Below are 17,202 nucleotides of genomic sequence, written 5' to 3'. Positions count from 1 at the left end.
GACAAGGCCAGGCGCAAGTCCTGCCTTCAGGAGCCATCGGCCTCCCCCAGAAACACATCTTTGTATGTCAGCACCAACGAGCTTAGACCTCTCTCGCTGGGTGCTGGGTCAACATACAAGGAGCTGTCGAGTGAAAAGAGGCTGCGATCTTTCCAAAACCACCCTAACTCATCTCCGCCTCGACCCGATCCCGCCCCGCCTGCTTCGCCGCATACACCCCCGAATCCGCCCGCAATAACAGCGCATCCGCGCCCTCACCGGCTCGCCAGCTGGCAATCCCGAAGCTTGCGGTCACTGTCCCTACGCCATCGATCGGCGACGTGCGCAACGCCTGCCACAGTTGCAGCGCCAGCACGTGTGCGTGTTCGCCGCTGATGTCCGGGCACAGCACCATGAACTCTTCGCCACCCAGACGGCAGAACACATCAGTGCGCCGCAGCCGATCACCGATGCGCTCGCACACCGCCTGCAGCACCCGGTCGCCCACCGCGTGACCATGCTGGTCATTGATGCGCTTGAAGTGGTCGATATCGAGCATGATGACCGACAATTCACCGCCACCGCGCTCGACCCGGTCCATTTCAGTGGTCAGGCGTTCCTGGAAGTAGCGGCGGTTGTGAATCCCGGTCAGCGAGTCCGTCACCGACAGCGCCCGCAACTCCTCTTCCACGCGCTTTAGGTCGGAAATGTCGGAGATGTAGCCGTGCCACAGCACCCCGCCACCCGGTAGTTCCTCAGGGGTAGCCTCGCCACGCACCCAGCGCAACCCGCGGATGGGCAGCTGCACGCGATATTCCTCGCGCCACGGGCTGAGGGTGTCCGCTGACGCCCGGATCGAGGCGCGCACCCGGGTGGTGTCCTGTGGATGAATGCGCGTGAAGATCGCCTCGGCGTTAAGCAACAGGACGTCGGGCTCGAGTTCGTAGATCTCGCGGATCCCGTCACTGGCGTAGATCACGCTGAAACGCCCATCGAACTCCATCTTGAATTGATAAATGCCGCCCGGCACATGGGCGCTGAGCTTCTTCAGCAACAAATCCCGCGCCGCCAGGGCCTCGTGGACCCGCTTGCGCTCGGTGATGTCGATGCAGATCGCCAGGTGCCCAACCCACAGCCCCTGCTCGTCGAGCACTGGCGTGGCCAGCATGTTCACTGCCAGGTGACTGCCGTCGCTGCGCACCAGCGTCCATTCCCGCGCTTCGTGGCCGCCCTCCTCGCCGCCCTCGACCAGCATCGCCTGGCAGGTTGGAATCGGCTTGCCATAGCGCGCACTGAGTTCCGCCGAGCGAGCCTGGAGCTCCCGGGGCAGGTGCAGGTTCTCCAGGGTCATGCAGCCCACCACCTCGGCGTTGGTGTAGCCAAGCATCTGCTCGGCGCCGGCATTAAAGGTGGTGATGACCCCGCGCAGGTCCGTGGCAATAATTGCCACCTGCGTCGCGGCGTTCAGCACGCCGCGCAACTGGCCATGGGTGCCGCGCAATTCCTGCTCGCGGGCGCGCAGCTCCTGGGTCCGCTGCTCGACCATTTTCAGCGCCCGTTGGCGCTGGCTCACCAGCACGTACAGCAAGGCGCTGAGCAGCAGGCTGAGCATGCCGCCCAGCACTGCCAGGCTGCTGAGGGAGGAATGGTTGGCCTGGGTGAACGCGACGCTGGGTCGCATTTCGACCTGATACTCGTGGTCGGCCAGGCGAATCAGTTGGGTCGAGGACAGCTCGCTGGCGGCGGGTGTATTGCTCGATTCGTAGAGCACTTCATGCTGGTCAGCTGTGGACAGGTCCAGAATGCGTACCGAGAGAAAATCATGGGTCTCCTCGGGTAATCCATCCGCCAACAGCTGACGCATGCTGATCACGGCCATCACGTAGCCATCGGGCACTGCCCCCGGTTGTGGCTGGTGACTGACGGGGGCGACCAGCAGGATTCCACGGGCATAAGTGGGTTCGATGCCCACCAGATAAAGGGGTTGCGACACCGCCAGGCCGCCAAGGGCATCGGCCCGCTCCAGCGTCGCACGGCGCTGAGGCTGGGCGAGCAAGTCGAAACCCAGCGGCGTGGGGAGACGACTTTGGCTCTGTGTGTACAGCACCGGGGCGTACTCGTCGCGTTCAGGGGCAATCTGCAGGTTGCCTGCGGCATCCATGTCGCGCACGCTGAATTCGCTCAGGCCCTGCTGATGCGCGGTCTGCTCAAGCGCCGCCCGTTCAGACCGGGATATGCGTGGGGCCCAGGAGTAAGCCTGGGTGCGATGCAAAAGTGGTTTGGCATACCCGTCGAATTCCTCGCGGGACACCGAACCGGAATTGGCAAAGAACCGGCGCAGCCCGTCGAGGCGCTGCTCCTGGTCTTCGAAACGTTCTTCGATACGGCTGTAGCGTTCACTGGCCAGCAGTTGGAAACGTTGCCGTAATTGATGGTGGAACTGGCTTTGTGTCGACCAGGCGAGCAATCCGGTAAAAATCCCGCCCACGAGCAATACCAGCAGCGCGACCAGCCAGGCCGAAACGTGTTCACTGATAAACCCCAGGATCTTTGGGCGCATGACGTGCAACGACATATAGGCAGACTCAAAACGCCAAGTGCCGGGAAAACCCACTGGCCCTGGGTTGAGTTATAGCTATTAGCCACTAATTTGACCAGCACTGTACTTGCAACTGCACCCTTTGCTGCTGATGCTCCTGTAGGAGCTGTCGAGTGAAACGAGGCTGCGATCTTTGGATCTTTTCTTTAAAACAAGATCAAAAGATCGCAGCCTGCGGCAGCTCCTACAGTGGATCCAGGTGTCAACGCGCCATGATTTTCCAGGCGCGGTGGATTTTGCCGTTACGGGCGAAGTCCGGGTCGATGGTCTTGGCGGTGATCTCCTCGACTGCGTAGCGCTCGCTCAGGTTGGGCTCGAGCTCGAACTTGCGGAAGTTGTTGGAGAAGTACAGCACACCACCCGGTGCCAGGCGCGCCATGGCCAGGTCGATCAGTTGCACCTGGTCACGTTGCACGTCGAAGATCCCTTCCATGCGCTTGGAGTTGGAGAACGTCGGCGGGTCGATGAAGATCAGGTCGTACTCGTCACGGCAGGCGTCCAGCCAGACCATCACATCGCCCTGCTCCAGGCGGTTCTTGTCGGAGAAGCCGTTCAGCGAAAGGTTGCGCCGCGCCCAGTCCAGGTAGGTTTTCGACAGGTCGACGCTGGTGGTGCTGCGTGCGCCACCCTTGGCTGCGTGCACACTCGCCGTCGCGGTGTAGCAGTACAGGTTGAGGAAGCGCTTGCCTGCCGCCTCCTGCTGAATGCGCATACGCATCGGCCGGTGGTCGAGGAACAGACCGGTGTCGAGGTAGTCGGTGAGGTTCACCAGCAGCTTGACGCCACCTTCGTTGACCTCGACGAACTTGCCCTGCGCGGCCTGGCGCTCGTATTGCTTGGTGCCGCTCTGCCGCTCGCGACGCTTGACCACGACGCGGCTCTTGTCGACGTTCAACGCCTGGGGAATCGCCGCCAGGGCATCGAACATGCGCGCCGAAGCTTTTTCCGGGTCGATGGATTTTGGCGCGGCGTATTCCTGGACGTGGACCCAATCCTGGTACAGGTCGATGGCCATGGAGTATTCCGGCATGTCGGCATCGTAGACGCGGTAGCAGTCGATGCCTTCACGCTTGACCCACTTGCTCAGGGCCTTGAGGTTCTTCTGCAGGCGGTTGGCGAACATCTGCCCACCCTCGCTCAAGCGCGGCTGCTCGATCACCACCGGCGCCGGTTTGATCGGGTTGCCGTTCTTGTTGTACTTCTCGTACTTGCCTGGCGCGACGTCGTTGCCTTCGACCTGGACTTCAGCCTGCTCGCGCTCGACCTGGCGTTGTTCCGGGGTGCGACGCTCGCCAGTCACGAACTGGTCCGGGGTGACCTTGATCAGCAGCAGCTTGCACGGCAAGGCGCCGTTCCAGAACGAATACTGCTTGTGGCTGCGGATACCCATGCGCTTGCCCAGGTCCGGCGCGCCGGTGAACACGGCCGCTTCCCAGTTCAGGCAGGCCTGACGCAGGCGCTCGCCAAGGTTCTGGTAGAGATAGAGCAGGCTCGCCTCATCGCCCAGACGCTCGCCGTACGGCGGGTTGCAGATGACCAGGCCTTTCTGGTTCTGGTCCGGACGCGGTTCAAAGGTGCCGACTTCGCCCTGGTAGATCTTGATCCACTCGCTCAGGCCAGCCCGTTCAACGTTATTGCGACCAGGCTGAATAAGGCGCGGGTCCGCTTCGTAACCGCGAATCCACAGCGGCGGCTTGGCCAGGCCGGCGGCGCAACGCTCGGTGGCTTCTTCGTGAAGTTTTTTCCACAGCGCCGGAACGTGGCCGAGCCAGGCGGTGAAGCCCCACTGCTCGCGACGCAGGTTGGGGGCCATGTCGGCGGCGATCATCGCCGCTTCGACCAGGAAGGTGCCCACGCCACACATCGGGTCAGCCAGGGCGCCGCCGTCGGCAGCAATACGTGGCCAGCCGGAACGGATCAGGATCGCCGCCGCGAGGTTTTCCTTCAGCGGTGCCGCACCCTGCTGCAGGCGGTAACCGCGCTGGTGCAGGCTGTGGCCGGACAGGTCGAGCGACAGAATCGCTTCGCCGCGGTCCAGGCGCAGGTGAATACGCAGGTCGGGGTTGAGTTTATCAATCGACGGACGGTCGCCTTGCGGGGTGCGCAATTTGTCGACGATGGCGTCCTTGACCTTCAACGCGCCGAAATGGGTGTTATCGATGCCCGAGCCATGGCCACTGAACTCGACGGCCAGGGTGCCGTCGCTGAGCATGTGGTCCTGCCATTCGATGTCGAGCACACCGTGGTAGAGATCTTCGGCGTCCTTCATCGGGAAACGCTTGAGCACCAGCAGCACCCGGTTCGCGAGGCGCGACCACAGGCACAGGCGGTAGGCGGTTTCCATGGTTGCCATGCCGCGCACGGCAGAGGTGTGCTCACGCGCTTCCTCAAGGCCAAGCCCGACGGCTTCCTCGATGAGCAGGCCTTCAAGGCCTTTTGGGCAAGTGAGGAAGAGTTCGAAACGATCGGACATGGGAATTCCAGAACCTTTAGCTGAGTGAACGGGCAACGCATTGCCGGTCCGGTTTTCAATCAGGCGCTTTTCTAAAAGAACGCCCGCGTGGCACGAAGGTGTGCCGACCCACCCTTGCTGCTCGGTGTAAAGGAGCTTAGATGCAAAGACAGGTAAAAAAGTTGGCGCAACAAAATGTCATAACTCGACCCTTCGTCGAATAATGCGCTCACTCAACGCGAGGCATTCTCAGCAAGGGATTAACGTCATCATCCTGCGGGGTGCCGATCATACCGGGGTTTGACCAACAAACGCTGGCAAATATCGTGTTACTTATGGCCATACCACCTTAACGGTTACGTCCTTATGACAAAACGATCATTCCCTCGATGTGACGCATTGGTTAGAACTCAACACAGGTTGGCGCCGCAACGACGTCAACAACTTGGCTCGCGACGCCGGCAGCGAGCCGCCAACGGCAGGTTATTTCTGCCAGACCTCAATTGAGGTCAACGCGATAAATACAGTCAACAAGTGAGGGCAACACCCTATGAGAAGACTTAAGCGTGATCCGTTGGAAAGAGCATTTTTGCGCGGATATCAATATGGCGTTGGTGGCAAATCCCGTGAGCTTTGCCCATTTACTCTACCGTCGGTACGTCAAGCCTGGATTAACGGCTGGCGAGAAGGACGCGGCGACAACTGGGACGGTATGACCGGCACTGCGGGAATCCACAGACTCAACGAACTTCACGCCGTCGGCTAATTTTACAGGGCTAAACACTCCGACACGACAATCTGAACACTGCATCAATTAACCACGCACGCCCCATCCGGGCGGCGGGCTTCGGCCCAGGGGCTCCTTCGAGGAGCCCTTTTTTATGGCTGCTTTCCCGCCAAAGCGCAGCCGGCATTGGCTGGAATCACCGGGCCATGGGGGTTATCTCAGGGCGGCGATGGCGTCCACGCACTCGCGAATCAACGCCGGGCCCTTGTAGATGAAACCGGAGTAGATCTGCACCAGGCTCGCCCCTGCAGTGATTTTCTCGGCGGCGTGCTTGCCTTCGGTGATCCCGCCCGCGGCGATGATCGGCAGACGCCCTGCCAGCTCTGCTGCCAGCACCTTGACCGTATGGGTGCTCTTCTCCCGCACCGGGGCACCCGACAAGCCGCCTGCCTCGTCCCCATGCTCCATGCCTTCGACGCCAACGCGACTGAGGGTGGTGTTGGTGGCGATGACGGCGTCCATGCCGGTCTCAACCAGAGCCTGGGCGACCTGGGCGGTTTCTTCGTCGGTCATGTCCGGGGCAATCTTGATCGCCAGCGGCACATGTCTGCCGTGACGCAAGGCCAGTTCCGCACGGCGGGTGGCCAGGTCGGCGAGCAATTGCTTGAGCGAATCACCAAATTGCAGGCTGCGCAGCCCTGGCGTATTCGGCGAACTGACGTTAACCGTGACATAGCTGGCGTGGGCATACACCTTGTCCAGGCAGATCAGGTAATCGTCCACGGCGCGCTCGACTGGGGTATCGAAGTTCTTGCCGATATTGATGCCCAGCACGCCCTTGTACTTCGCCGCAGCCACCCGGGCCAGCAGGTGATCGACGCCAAGGTTGTTGAAGCCCATGCGATTGATGATGGCCTCGGCTTCCGGCAGACGGAAAATCCGTGGTTTCGGATTGCCCGGTTGCGGACGCGGGGTCACGGTGCCGATTTCGACGAAACCGAAACCCAGTTGGGCAAAACCGTCGATGGCCGCGCCATTTTTGTCCAGGCCCGCTGCCAGGCCTACGGGATTGGGAAAATCCAGGCCCATGACGGTCACCGGCTTTTTCGCCGGCGCCTTGCACAACATGCCGTTGAGCCCCAGGCGTCCGCCCGCGCCGATCAGGTCCAGGGACAGATCGTGGGAGGTTTCCGGGGAAAGTTTGAACAACAGCTGACGGGCCAGGGTGTACATGGGCGGCTTTGACTCTGGGCGGCGAAAAGTGGCGCCGATTATAGCCGGGGTGGAGGCTGGCGTGCGAGAGACCGGTTAAATCGAGTTCGACAGCTCGGTTCGCACAGCAGGCCCGACCACGGCGCAGTCGAATCGATACCCCTGGCCATAAACGGTGGTGATGAAGTCACGGTCCTCCTTCAACAGCTTGCGCAACACGTAGATGCAGCGGGTCAAGGACTCCTCGGCTGCATCGGTCCCGGGCCAGACCGCGCCCAGCAGTTGATCCTTGCTGACCACCAGACCGGCCGAGCCGAGCAACAGGCGAAGCACGCATAATTCTTTTGGCGGAACGTGTACGACCCTGCCCGCGTGCATCAGGGTGCCGTCACTCTGCAGCCGCCACCGGTCAAACATGAATGACTCGGACGGGGAATGATCAATGGCGCTGTTCATGTTCGCAACTCCCTATGCCTGTGCGCTGCCAGGCTCAACGATGAATGGCGCGACAATAGAGAATCGGGCAGGCGCCTTTCGTAGTACTCCAGGCTTACCAACCTGGGGAAATGTCGATCCAGCTTGTAGGATTTTTAACCGCCGATAACCCTCACGGCCGAAGGGTGGATTGGATGATCGCGGGAGGATGGATGAGGTGGCGCGTTGAATCCTGATGAAAAGCTGATGGCCGCTGGCATATGCCTTGCAGCCCTACTCACATCAGTGCTCGGACCAACGTCGGACATGAGCGCAAGGACAATGGCGTCGCCACCCGGCTCTGCTCGCGCATGGACCGGTGGCGACGTCTTTTTTTTAAGGTGCACAGTCGATGAACGAACCCTCCGCCGGCCCATTGGCCTGGGTCAATGGCAGCGATGCCCCGGAAAAAACCGAAATCAATCTCGGCTTCATGGCCCTGAGCGACTGCGCCTCCGTAGTCGTCGCCGCCACCCAGGGCTTTGCCCAGCCTTACGGCCTGACCCTGAACCTCAAGCGCCAGTCGTCCTGGGCCAGCCTGCGGGACAAACTGGTCAGCGGCGAACTGGACGCCGCCCACAGCCTGTATGGCCTGGTGTATGCGGTGCACCTCGGCATAGGCGGCGTCGCCGCCACCGACATGGCGGTGCTGATGGGCCTGAACCAGAATGGCCAGAGCATCAACCTCTCCCCGGGCTTGCAGGCACTTGGCGTGACCAGTCCTGAGGCACTGGATCGCCACGTGCACCAAAGTCGCCCACGGCTGACGTTTGCCCAGACATTCCCCACCGGCACCCACGCCATGTGGTTGTACTACTGGCTGGCGAGTCAGGGTATCCATCCGCTGCAGGATGTCGACAGCGTGGTGGTGCCGCCGCCGCAGATGGTCGCGCACCTGCAGGCGGGGCGCATCGACGGTTTCTGCGTGGGCGAGCCGTGGTCCGCCAGTGCAGTGAAACAGAATCTGGGATTCACCCTGGCGACCACCCAGGCAATCTGGCCCGATCACCCGGAAAAAGTCCTGGGCTGCACCCGCGCCTTCGTCGAGCAGTACCCCAATACCGCCCGCGCCCTGGTCATGGCGATTCTCGAGGCCAGTCGTTTTATTGAAGCCAGTAGCGAGAACCGTCGCAGCACCGCGCAGCTGCTCAGTGCTGCGCAATATCTCGATGCGCCGCTCGATTGCATCGAACCGCGGCTGCTGGGCGACTACGCCGACGGGCTGGGCAATCGCTGGCAGGACCCGCATGCCCTGCGCTTCCACGGGGATGGCGAGGTCAATTTGCCTTATCTGTCCGATGGCCTGTGGTTCATGACCCAATTTCGTCGCTGGGGGTTGCTGCGCGACGATCCGGATTATCTGGCGGTCGCCCGACAGGTTCAGCAACTGGACCTGTACCGCGAAGCCGCCAGCGCCGTGGGAGTTGCCAGCCAGCCCGGGGACATGCGCCGCAGCCAGTTGATCGACGGCAAGATCTGGGACGGCTCGGACCCGGCCGGGTATGCACGCAGTTTCAAGCTGCATGCCCTGCATGACTCCTCTGCCCTACTCGCCAGCCGCTGACAGGAGACTGCGAACATGTTGCGTATCCTGCTGATCAACGACACGGCGAAGAAAGTCGGACGCCTCAAGGCCGCCTTGACCGAAGCCGGCTTCGAGGTGATCGACGAGTCCGGCCTGACCATCGACCTGCCCGCACGCGTCGAAACGGTGCGCCCGGACGTGATCCTGATCGATACCGAGTCACCCAGCCGCGATGTCATGGAGCAAGTGGTGCTGGTGAGCCGTGATCAACCCAGGCCGATTGTGATGTTCACCGACGAGCATGACCCGGTCGTGATGCGCCAGGCGATCAAGTCCGGGGTGAGTGCCTACATTGTCGAAGGCATTCACGCACAGCGCCTGCAGCCGATTCTCGACGTGGCCATGGCGCGTTTCGAGAGCGACCAGGCACTGCGCGCTCAATTGCATGCCCGCGACCAGCAACTGGCGGAGCGCAAGCGCATCGAGCTGGCCAAGGGGTTGTTGATGAAGATGAAAGACTGCAACGAGGAAGAGGCTTACACCCTGATGCGCCGCCAGGCGATGAGCCGGCAGCAGAAGCTGATTCAGGTGGCGGAGCAGATTATTGCGATGAGTGAGTTGCTGGGCTGAGGTGTTGTGCTGGCCCCGCGGACGCCATCGCGGGCAAGCCCGGCTCCCACAGAGATGTCTGCCGTACACAAATGCTGCGTCCACCACCAACACCCTGTGGGAGCGGGCTTGCCCGCGATGGGAGCACCTCGGTTTCAGTGGTTGGCACAGATCTGGCTATGTAATTCACCACAGGTAACCAACGGCGGTTGCCCCACCTACGACAAAGACGTCGCTCACCCCATTTGCCCTGGCAAATCCGGTAGCGGCGTTTTTTCGTTTTGGCCCCATGGCACGGGGTCGGTGGTGCGGCCGTCAAGGCGCCCCATCTGCTAGCTCACGGTTCCCACTCGAGACTCTTCACAGCTGAGGTGCGCGATGAATTCAAGCTTCTGGAAATCCGGTCATACCCCGACTCTGTTCGCGGCGTTCCTCTATTTTGACCTGAGCTTCATGGTCTGGTACCTGCTCGGCCCACTGGCCGTACAAATAGCCACGGACCTGCAGCTGACCACCCAGCAGCGCGGCCTGGTGGTTGCTACGCCGATTCTGGCCGGGGCAATACTGCGCTTCATCATGGGCATGCTGGCCGATCGCCTATCGCCGAAAACCGCCGGGATCATTGGCCAGGTGATTGTCATCTGCGCCCTGTTCGTGGCCTGGAAGCACGGCATCCACAGCTACGAACAAGCATTGCTGCTGGGGCTGTTCCTCGGCATGGCCGGCGCGTCGTTCGCCGTGGCTTTGCCGCTGGCATCGCAGTGGTATCCGCCGCAACATCAAGGCAAGGCAATGGGCATTGCGGGGGCAGGTAATTCCGGCACGGTGCTGGCCGCATTGATCGCCCCGGTCCTGGCGGCGGCATTCGGCTGGAGCAACGTATTCGGCTTCGCCCTGATCCCGTTGATCCTGACGCTCATTGTGTTCACCTGGCTGGCCAAAAATGCCCCGGAGCGGCCAAGAGCCAAATCGGTCACCGACTACTTCAAGGCCCTGGGCGATCGCGACAGCTGGTGGTTCATGTTCTTCTACAGCGTAACGTTCGGCGGCTTCATCGGCCTGGCGAGCGCTCTGCCCGGCTACTTCAACGACCAATACGGACTGAGCCCGGTCACCGCCGGTTACTACACCGCCGCCTGCGTGTTTGGCGGCAGCCTGATGCGGCCTTTGGGTGGTGCGCTGGCCGACCGTTTCGGCGGGATTCGCACGCTGCTGGGGATGTATACCGTGGCGGCTGTGTGTATCGCAGCAGTCGGTTTCAACCTGCCAAGTTCCTACGCCGCCCTGGCGCTTTTCGTGTGCACCATGCTCGGTTTAGGGGCAGGTAATGGCGCGGTGTTCCAACTGGTCCCACAGCGTTTTCGCCGGGAAATCGGCGTGATGACCGGGTTGATCGGCATGGCGGGCGGCATTGGCGGCTTTGCCCTGGCAGCCGGCATGGGCGCCATCAAGCAAAGCACCGGCAGCTACCAGCTGGCGTTGTGGTTGTTCGCCAGCCTGGGCGTGCTCGCCTGGTTCGGCCTGCATGGCGTGAAACGTCGCTGGAGAACCACCTGGGGCTCTGCTGCCGTCACCGCTGCACGGGTCTGAACCGGCAATGAGCCTGCAGCTGAGTTTCGCTGAAGCCAGCGCCATCGGTCCGCGCGAGGAAAACCAGGACGCCCTGCGCCTGGTCACGCCCGCTCCGGCGCTGGCCGCGAGCAAAGGCTATCTGTTCGCGATTGCCGATGGCGTCAGTCAATGCGCCGACGGCGGGCTCGCAGCCCGCTCGACCTTGCAGGCGCTGGCGCAGGATTACTACGCGACGCCGGAAACCTGGGCGGTCGCCCAGGCCCTCGATCGCCTGCTGCTGGCGCAGAACCGCTGGCTGCAGGCCAATGGCGGCGGGCAGCCGCTGCTGACCACTGTCAGCGCCCTGGTCGTGCGCGGCCGGCGCTTCACCCTGGCGCATGTCGGTGATTGCCGGGTGTATCGCTGGCATGCCGGCCACTTGCAGCGTATCAGCGAGGACCACGTCTGGGATCAGCCCGGCATGCAGCACGTGCTCAAGCGTGCGATGGGCCTGGATCAACATCTGGTGCTGGATTTCCTCGATGGCGAGTTACGCCTGGACGAGAGCTTCGTGCTGCTCAGCGACGGCGTCTGGGCGGTATTGGGCGACACGGCCATCGCGGCAATCCTGCGCGATCAACCGGATCTGCACAGTGCCGCGCAAACCCTGGTCAGTGCCGCGCACCTGGCGGGCAGCCAGGACAATGCGAGCGCACTACTGGTGCGGGTGGATGCCCTGGGAGAATCGAGCATCGGCGATGCCCTGGTGCACTTGCAGCAATGGCCGCTGCCGCCAGCGCTGAAGCCGGGGCAGATGTTCGAGGGCTGGCAAGTCGACACGATACTAGGACAAAGCCAGCAGTCGCTGCTGTACCGGGTGCATGACGGGCAGCAGCAACCCTGGTTGCTGAAAACCCTGCCCGGGCGCCTGCACGACGATCACCAGGCCGGGCAGGCATTGCTGGCAGAGGAATGGTTTCTCAAGCGCGTTGCCGGACGGCACTTTCCTGAAGTCCATCCCGCCAGTCAGCGTCAGCACTTGTACTACGTAATGCGTGAATACTCCGGTTCAACCCTGGCGGCACTGCATGCCGACGTCGGACCGTTGCCGCTGGCTCAATGGCTGGACCTGGCCGAACGCCTGTTGCGCGCAGTCGGCATGCTGCATCGCCGACAGATTCTGCATCGCGACATCAAGCCGGAGAACCTGCTGCTGGGTGACGACGGCGAGTTGCGCCTGCTGGATTTTGGCCTGGCCTATTGCCCGGGTCTGTCCGAAGACCAGCCGTGCGCCCTGCCCGGCACCCCGAGCTACATCGCGCCGGAAGCCTTTGGCGGCGCGGCACCCACCCCGCAACAGGACCTTTACGCGGTCGGCGTGACCCTGTACTTCCTGTTGACCGGGCACTACCCCCACGGCGAAATCGAAGCCTTCCAGCGCCCGCGCTTTGGTGTGCCGGTGAGTGCCAGTCGCTACCGCCCGGACCTGCCGGAGTGGATCGCGCAGAGCCTGGCGCGGGCCGTTGCGGCTGATCCGGCGAATCGATTTGAAACGGCGGAAGAATGGTTGCTGCTCCTGGAACAGGGCGAGCGGCACAGCCTGAGCGTGCGGCCACGACCTTTGCTGGAACGCGAACCGCTGAAGGTGTGGCGGACCATGGCGCTGGTGTCGCTGGTGGTGAATATGGTGCTGTTGATTTTGGTTTTTCGTGGTTAGTACCGGGGAGCGCCCATCGCGAGCAGGCTCGCTCCCACAGGGCATCTCCACTGGTCTATGAGGAACAGGCTCCAACGGAGTGCGTCACGCTTCGATTCGGTGCAGGAACGGCACTGCCAACCTTCAAAAACCACCTGTGAAACATCAATTGTGCCGGCTTCCAGACTTGGCACAACCACTGCATTAACGCTCCCAACAGACATAAAGCTCACCCTCAACGAAGAGGGCTGCGCTTCCCGATAGAACGGGACAAGGACAAAGGCGTCCCCGCCAGGCAACTGGCGGGACGCCTTTTTTTGTTTGCGCGAAATGTTCAAGTACGACCTGAAACGCCCAGATGCGGCGGGTCCCAGCTCCCCGGAGAACCTGATGAACAAATTGAAACTGGTGATGATCGGCAACGGCATGGCCGGGGTCCGCACCCTGGAGGAATTGCTCAAGCTGAGCAACGACCTGTACGACATCACCGTCTTCGGCGCCGAACCCCATACCAACTACAATCGCATCCTGCTGTCGCCGGTACTGGCGGGCGAGCAGACGTTCGAAGAGATCGTGCTCAACGACCTGGACTGGTACCTCGACAACAACATCAAGCTGCTGCTTAACCGCAAAGTGGTGCAGATCGACCGGATCAGGCGCCGGGTGATTGCCGATGACGGCACCGAAGCCGAGTACGACCGCCTGCTGATTGCCACCGGCTCGACGCCGTTCATCCTGCCCATTGCGGGCAACACGCTGCAGGGCGTGATCGGCTACCGCGACATCGCCGACACCCAGGCGATGATCAACACCGCCAGGACCCACACCCATGCCGTGATCATCGGCGGCGGCCTGCTCGGCCTTGAAGCGGCCAACGGCCTGATGCTGCGCGGCATGCACGTCACCGTGGTGCACATAGGCGAATGGCTGCTGGATCGACAGCTGGACAAGACCAGCGGCCAGCTGCTGCAGACCGCCCTGGAAGGTCGCGGCCTGCACTTTCGCCTGCGCGAACAGACCCAGGCGCTGCACGATGCCGGCAATGGCCGGGTCGGCTCGGTGCAATTCAGCAATGGCGACGTGATCCCGGCCGACCTGGTGGTGATGGCGGCCGGTATTCGGCCCCGCACCGAACTGGCGGAAAAATCCGGCCTACCCTGCAAGCGCGGGATCCTGGTCAACGACACGCTGCAAACCTACGACCCGCGCATCTACGCGATTGGCGAATGTGCCAGCCACCGCGGCATCGCCTACGGCCTGGTCGCGCCCCTGTTCGAACAGGCCAAGGTCTGCGCCAACCACCTGGCCCAGCTGGGTTTCGCCACCTATAAGGGCTCGGTGACCTCGACCAAATTGAAGGTCACCGGCATCGACCTGTTCTCCGCTGGCGACTTCATGGGCGGTGAAGGTACCGAGACCATCACCCTCTCGGACCCGATTAGCGGGATCTACAAAAAACTGGTGATCAAGGACGACGTCCTCGTAGGCGCCTGCCTGTACGGCGATACCGCAGACGGCGGCTGGTATTTCCGCCAGATCCGGGAGAACCACGACATTGAGCCAATCCGTGACCACCTGATGTTCGGCGACGCCTGCTTGCCGGCCCTGCGGGAAGCAAGTTGATGGACCGGCAGATCACCGCTTCAACCTGCTGTTACTGCGGGGTCGGCTGCGGCGTGCTGATCGAACATGACGGCGAGCGCATTCTCGGCGTCAGCGGCGATCCGGCCCACCCCGCCAACTTCGGCAAGTTGTGCAGCAAGGGTTCGACCCTGCACCTGACGGGCGACCTTGCGGCAAGGGCGCTCTATCCGGAACTGCGCCTGGGCAAAACCCTGGCCCGCGGCCGCACGGACTGGGACACCGCCCTGGATCACGCCGCCAGCGTATTCGCCCGCACCATCGCCGAACACGGCCCGGACAGTGTGGCGTTCTACATCTCCGGCCAATTGCTGACCGAGGATTACTACAGTTTCAACAAACTGGCGCGGGCGCTGGTGGGCACCAACAACATCGACAGCAACTCACGCCTGTGCATGTCTTCGGCGGTGGTCGGCTACAAGCGCAGCCTCGGCGCGGATGCCCCACCGTGCAGCTACGAAGACCTGGAGTCGAGCGATTGCGTGATGATCGTCGGCAGCAACATGGCCTACGCCCACCCGGTACTTTTCCGGCGGCTGGAAGAGGCCAGATCCCGCCGACCGCAGATGAAAGTTATCGTTATCGACCCGCGCCGCACCGACACCTGTGACCTCGCCGACTTGCACCTGGCGATACTGCCGGGCACCGATGTCGCCCTGTTCCACGGGATCCTGCACCTGTTGCTGGTGGAGGACCAGGTTGATCATGACTTTATCGACGCGCACACCCAGGGGCTGCCAGAGCTGAAAAGCCTGGTCCGCGACTACAGTCCGCAAAGGGTCTCGCAACTGTGCGGGATCAGTGTCGAACAGCTGCAGCAGTGCGCGCAGTGGATCGGCACTTCGCCGACTTTCCTGTCGTTGTGGTGCATGGGGCTCAACCAGTCCACGGCGGGCAGCGCCAAGAACAGCGCGCTGATCAATCTGCACCTGGCCACCGGGCAAATTGGCCGCCCAGGCGCAGGACCTTTCTCGCTGACCGGTCAGCCCAATGCCATGGGCGGACGCGAAACCGGCAGCCTGTCGAACCTGCTGCCAGGCCATCGCGACGCCGCCAATGCCGAGCATCGTGCGGAAGTGGCGGCCTACTGGGGCGTTGAGCAACTGCCGCACACCACCGGGCTGAGCGCCATCGAGTTGTTCGAACAGGTGCGCAGCGGCCGTATCAAGGCCTTGTGGATCGCCTGCACCAACCCCGCGCAATCGATGCCCGACCAGAGTGCCGTGCGTGAGGCCCTGCAGGCATGCCCGTTCGTGGTGTTGCAGGAAGCCTTTCGCACCACTGAAACCGCAGCCTTTGCCGACCTGCTGCTACCCGCCGCGAGCTGGGGTGAAAAAGAGGGCACTGTGACCAACTCCGAGCGGCGCATTTCCCACGTGCGCCAGGCTGTCATCGCCCCTGGCGAGGCACGGCCGGACTGGGCCATCACGGTGGATTTCGCACAGCGCCTGGAAAAACATCTGCGTCCAGAGCACGCCAGCCTGTTTGCCCTCGACACGCCGGCGCAGATCTTTGATGAGTACAAGCAACTGACCCAAGGCCGCGACCTGGACCTTTCCGGGCTCAGCCATGCCTTGATCGACCAGATCGGTCCGCAACAATGGCCCTTCCCGCCCGGCGCCAGCCAAGGTACCGCGCGCCTGTACGGTGACGGCATATTCCCCACCGCCAACGGCCGCGCGCACTTCATTGCCGACCCGTATCAAGCGGCCAAGGAACAACGGGATGCGCGGTTTCCCCTGACCCTGATCACCGGGCGCCTGCGCGATCAATGGCACGGCATGAGCCGCACCGGCACGGCCGCGCAGCTGTTCGGTCACGTCAGTGAGGCGGTCTTGAGCCTGCACCCCGATGAGCTACGCCGCCATCGCTTGCAGTCTGGCGACCTGGTCAGCCTGAACAGTCGCCGTGGCGCGGTGGTGCTGCCGGTGACCCGTGACGAGAACGTTCGGCCAGGCCAGGCGTTTTTGCCCATGCACTGGGGCGACCGGTTTCTCAAAGGCGGGGTCAATTCGCTGACCCAACCGGCCTTTGATCCCCTGTCGAAGCAGCCGGAACTGAAGCACAGCGGCGTGCGACTGGAGCCGATAAACCTGCCGTGGCGGCTGTTTGCCTTGGTCGAAGGTAACGTTCAACAGCAACTGGAGCGCCTGCGACCCCTCTGTGAGGAATTTCCCTACGCCAGCCTGAGCCTGGCTGGCCGTGAGCGCCCGGCGCTGCTTATACGGGCTGCCAGCGCCTCGGCGCCCGACGCCCAGTTATTGCGCGACATCGACCAGTGCCTGGGCGTGGATGAAGGCCCGGTGCTGGCCTACGAGGACGTGCGCCGCTCGATCGGCAAACGCGTACGCATCGAACACGGCAGGATCACCGCCATCCGCCTGGCCGGGGAAACCCTGGCCCAGCACTGGCTGCAAAACCTGTGGCTCGAAGGGCGCGCCGATGAACCACTGCGGCGCTGGATGCTGGCCCCCTTGAGTGCACCACCCGGCGACGGCGCCGCCATTGGCACCGGCAACAAAACCCTGTGCAACTGCCGCAATGTCAGCCACAGCGCGGTTTGCGCGGGAATCAGTCGAGGCCTGGACTTGCAGGGTCTTAAACAGCAATTGGGTTGCGGCACGCAGTGCGGTTCATGCGTCCCGGAAATCAAGCGACTGCTGGCCGCCACGGCTCAGCCAGTCGCCGTTATCTGATGAGGAAAATACGATGAGCGCAAAAGTCTGGCTGGTGGGTG

General features: G+C 62.5%; 10 protein-coding genes and 1 pseudogene. 7 read left to right on the top strand and 4 right to left on the bottom strand.

The window, feature by feature from the left end; all coding sequences use genetic code 11:
* Positions 1-163: 163 nt before the first annotated feature.
* Both UB23_RS19850 and rlmKL read right to left on the bottom strand, forming a co-directional pair.
* The gene (locus tag UB23_RS19850; RefSeq protein WP_045061009.1) at positions 164-2,554 is read right to left on the bottom strand and encodes a sensor domain-containing diguanylate cyclase; all 2,391 of its coding nucleotides are present in this window, start codon (positions 2,552-2,554) and stop codon (positions 164-166) included.
* A 226-nt stretch (positions 2,555-2,780) separates the two neighbouring features.
* Positions 2,781-5,051, bottom strand: coding sequence for a bifunctional 23S rRNA (guanine(2069)-N(7))-methyltransferase RlmK/23S rRNA (guanine(2445)-N(2))-methyltransferase RlmL (gene rlmKL, locus UB23_RS19845; protein ID WP_045061008.1), 2,271 nt, complete (start codon positions 5,049-5,051; stop codon positions 2,781-2,783).
* A 529-nt stretch (positions 5,052-5,580) separates the two neighbouring features.
* Here rlmKL and rmf point away from each other — a divergent pair.
* Complete coding sequence (gene rmf / locus UB23_RS28750) at positions 5,581-5,796, top strand: ribosome modulation factor (protein ID WP_003223300.1); 216 nt, start codon at positions 5,581-5,583, stop codon at positions 5,794-5,796.
* A gap of 174 nt (positions 5,797-5,970) precedes the next feature.
* Here rmf and UB23_RS19840 read toward each other — a convergent pair whose 3' ends face one another.
* Entirely contained in the window at positions 5,971-6,990 is a 1,020-nt protein-coding gene (locus tag UB23_RS19840; RefSeq protein WP_045061007.1) for a quinone-dependent dihydroorotate dehydrogenase, read from the bottom strand.
* A 75-nt stretch (positions 6,991-7,065) separates the two neighbouring features.
* Positions 7,066-7,425, bottom strand: a complete 360-nt coding sequence (locus tag UB23_RS19835) for a winged helix-turn-helix domain-containing protein (RefSeq protein ID WP_045061006.1) — start codon at positions 7,423-7,425, stop codon at positions 7,066-7,068.
* 370 nt (positions 7,426-7,795) lie between these two features.
* Here UB23_RS19835 and UB23_RS19830 point away from each other — a divergent pair, with 370 nt between their 5' ends.
* From UB23_RS19830 to UB23_RS19805, 6 genes and pseudogenes are all read left to right on the top strand, one after another.
* Positions 7,796-9,007: a CmpA/NrtA family ABC transporter substrate-binding protein gene (locus UB23_RS19830; RefSeq protein ID WP_045061005.1), complete on the top strand. Its 1,212-nt coding sequence runs from the start codon at positions 7,796-7,798 to the stop codon at positions 9,005-9,007.
* A 15-nt stretch (positions 9,008-9,022) separates the two neighbouring features.
* On the top strand, positions 9,023-9,598 hold the full coding sequence (locus UB23_RS19825; RefSeq protein WP_045061004.1) for an ANTAR domain-containing response regulator: 576 nt from the start codon (positions 9,023-9,025) through the stop codon (positions 9,596-9,598).
* Between the two features lie 357 nt (positions 9,599-9,955).
* Positions 9,956-11,167 carry a nitrate/nitrite transporter gene (locus UB23_RS19820; protein WP_045061003.1) on the top strand — a complete coding sequence of 404 codons (1,212 nt, stop codon included), beginning with the start codon at positions 9,956-9,958 and terminating at the stop codon, positions 11,165-11,167.
* 7 nt (positions 11,168-11,174) lie between these two features.
* Positions 11,175-12,845 (top strand): bifunctional protein-serine/threonine kinase/phosphatase, encoded by a 1,671-nt coding sequence (locus tag UB23_RS19815; RefSeq protein ID WP_045061002.1) that lies wholly within the window; start codon positions 11,175-11,177, stop codon positions 12,843-12,845.
* 369 nt (positions 12,846-13,214) lie between these two features.
* Positions 13,215-14,423, top strand: a pseudogene (locus UB23_RS19810) (NAD(P)/FAD-dependent oxidoreductase); the annotation flags it as partial.
* Between the two features lie 23 nt (positions 14,424-14,446).
* Positions 14,447-17,161 carry a nitrate reductase gene (locus UB23_RS19805; protein WP_045061001.1) on the top strand — a complete coding sequence of 905 codons (2,715 nt, stop codon included), beginning with the start codon at positions 14,447-14,449 and terminating at the stop codon, positions 17,159-17,161.
* Positions 17,162-17,202: the final 41 nt, after the last annotated feature.

Source organism: Pseudomonas sp. ES3-33, assembly GCF_000952175.1.
In the GTDB taxonomy this organism is placed as follows: Bacteria; Pseudomonadota; Gammaproteobacteria; order Pseudomonadales; family Pseudomonadaceae; genus Aquipseudomonas; species Aquipseudomonas gregormendelii.
This window is presented reverse-complemented; position numbering and strand designations above follow the sequence as displayed.

Bases quoted from the DNA above. Each gene is read 5' to 3' on its own strand.
- UB23_RS19850 (WP_045061009.1), bottom strand. From the start codon at position 2,554: ATGTCGTTGCACGTCATGCGCCCAAAGATCCTGGGGTTTATCAGTGAA.
- rlmKL (WP_045061008.1), bottom strand. From the start codon at position 5,051: ATGTCCGATCGTTTCGAACTCTTCCTCACTTGCCCAAAAGGCCTTGAA.
- rmf (WP_003223300.1), top strand. From the start codon at position 5,581: ATGAGAAGACTTAAGCGTGATCCGTTGGAAAGAGCATTTTTGCGCGGA.
- UB23_RS19840 (WP_045061007.1), bottom strand. From the start codon at position 6,990: ATGTACACCCTGGCCCGTCAGCTGTTGTTCAAACTTTCCCCGGAAACC.
- UB23_RS19835 (WP_045061006.1), bottom strand. From the start codon at position 7,425: ATGAACAGCGCCATTGATCATTCCCCGTCCGAGTCATTCATGTTTGAC.
- UB23_RS19830 (WP_045061005.1), top strand. From the start codon at position 7,796: ATGAACGAACCCTCCGCCGGCCCATTGGCCTGGGTCAATGGCAGCGAT.
- UB23_RS19825 (WP_045061004.1), top strand. From the start codon at position 9,023: ATGTTGCGTATCCTGCTGATCAACGACACGGCGAAGAAAGTCGGACGC.
- UB23_RS19820 (WP_045061003.1), top strand. From the start codon at position 9,956: ATGAATTCAAGCTTCTGGAAATCCGGTCATACCCCGACTCTGTTCGCG.
- UB23_RS19815 (WP_045061002.1), top strand. From the start codon at position 11,175: ATGAGCCTGCAGCTGAGTTTCGCTGAAGCCAGCGCCATCGGTCCGCGC.
- UB23_RS19805 (WP_045061001.1), top strand. From the start codon at position 14,447: ATGGACCGGCAGATCACCGCTTCAACCTGCTGTTACTGCGGGGTCGGC.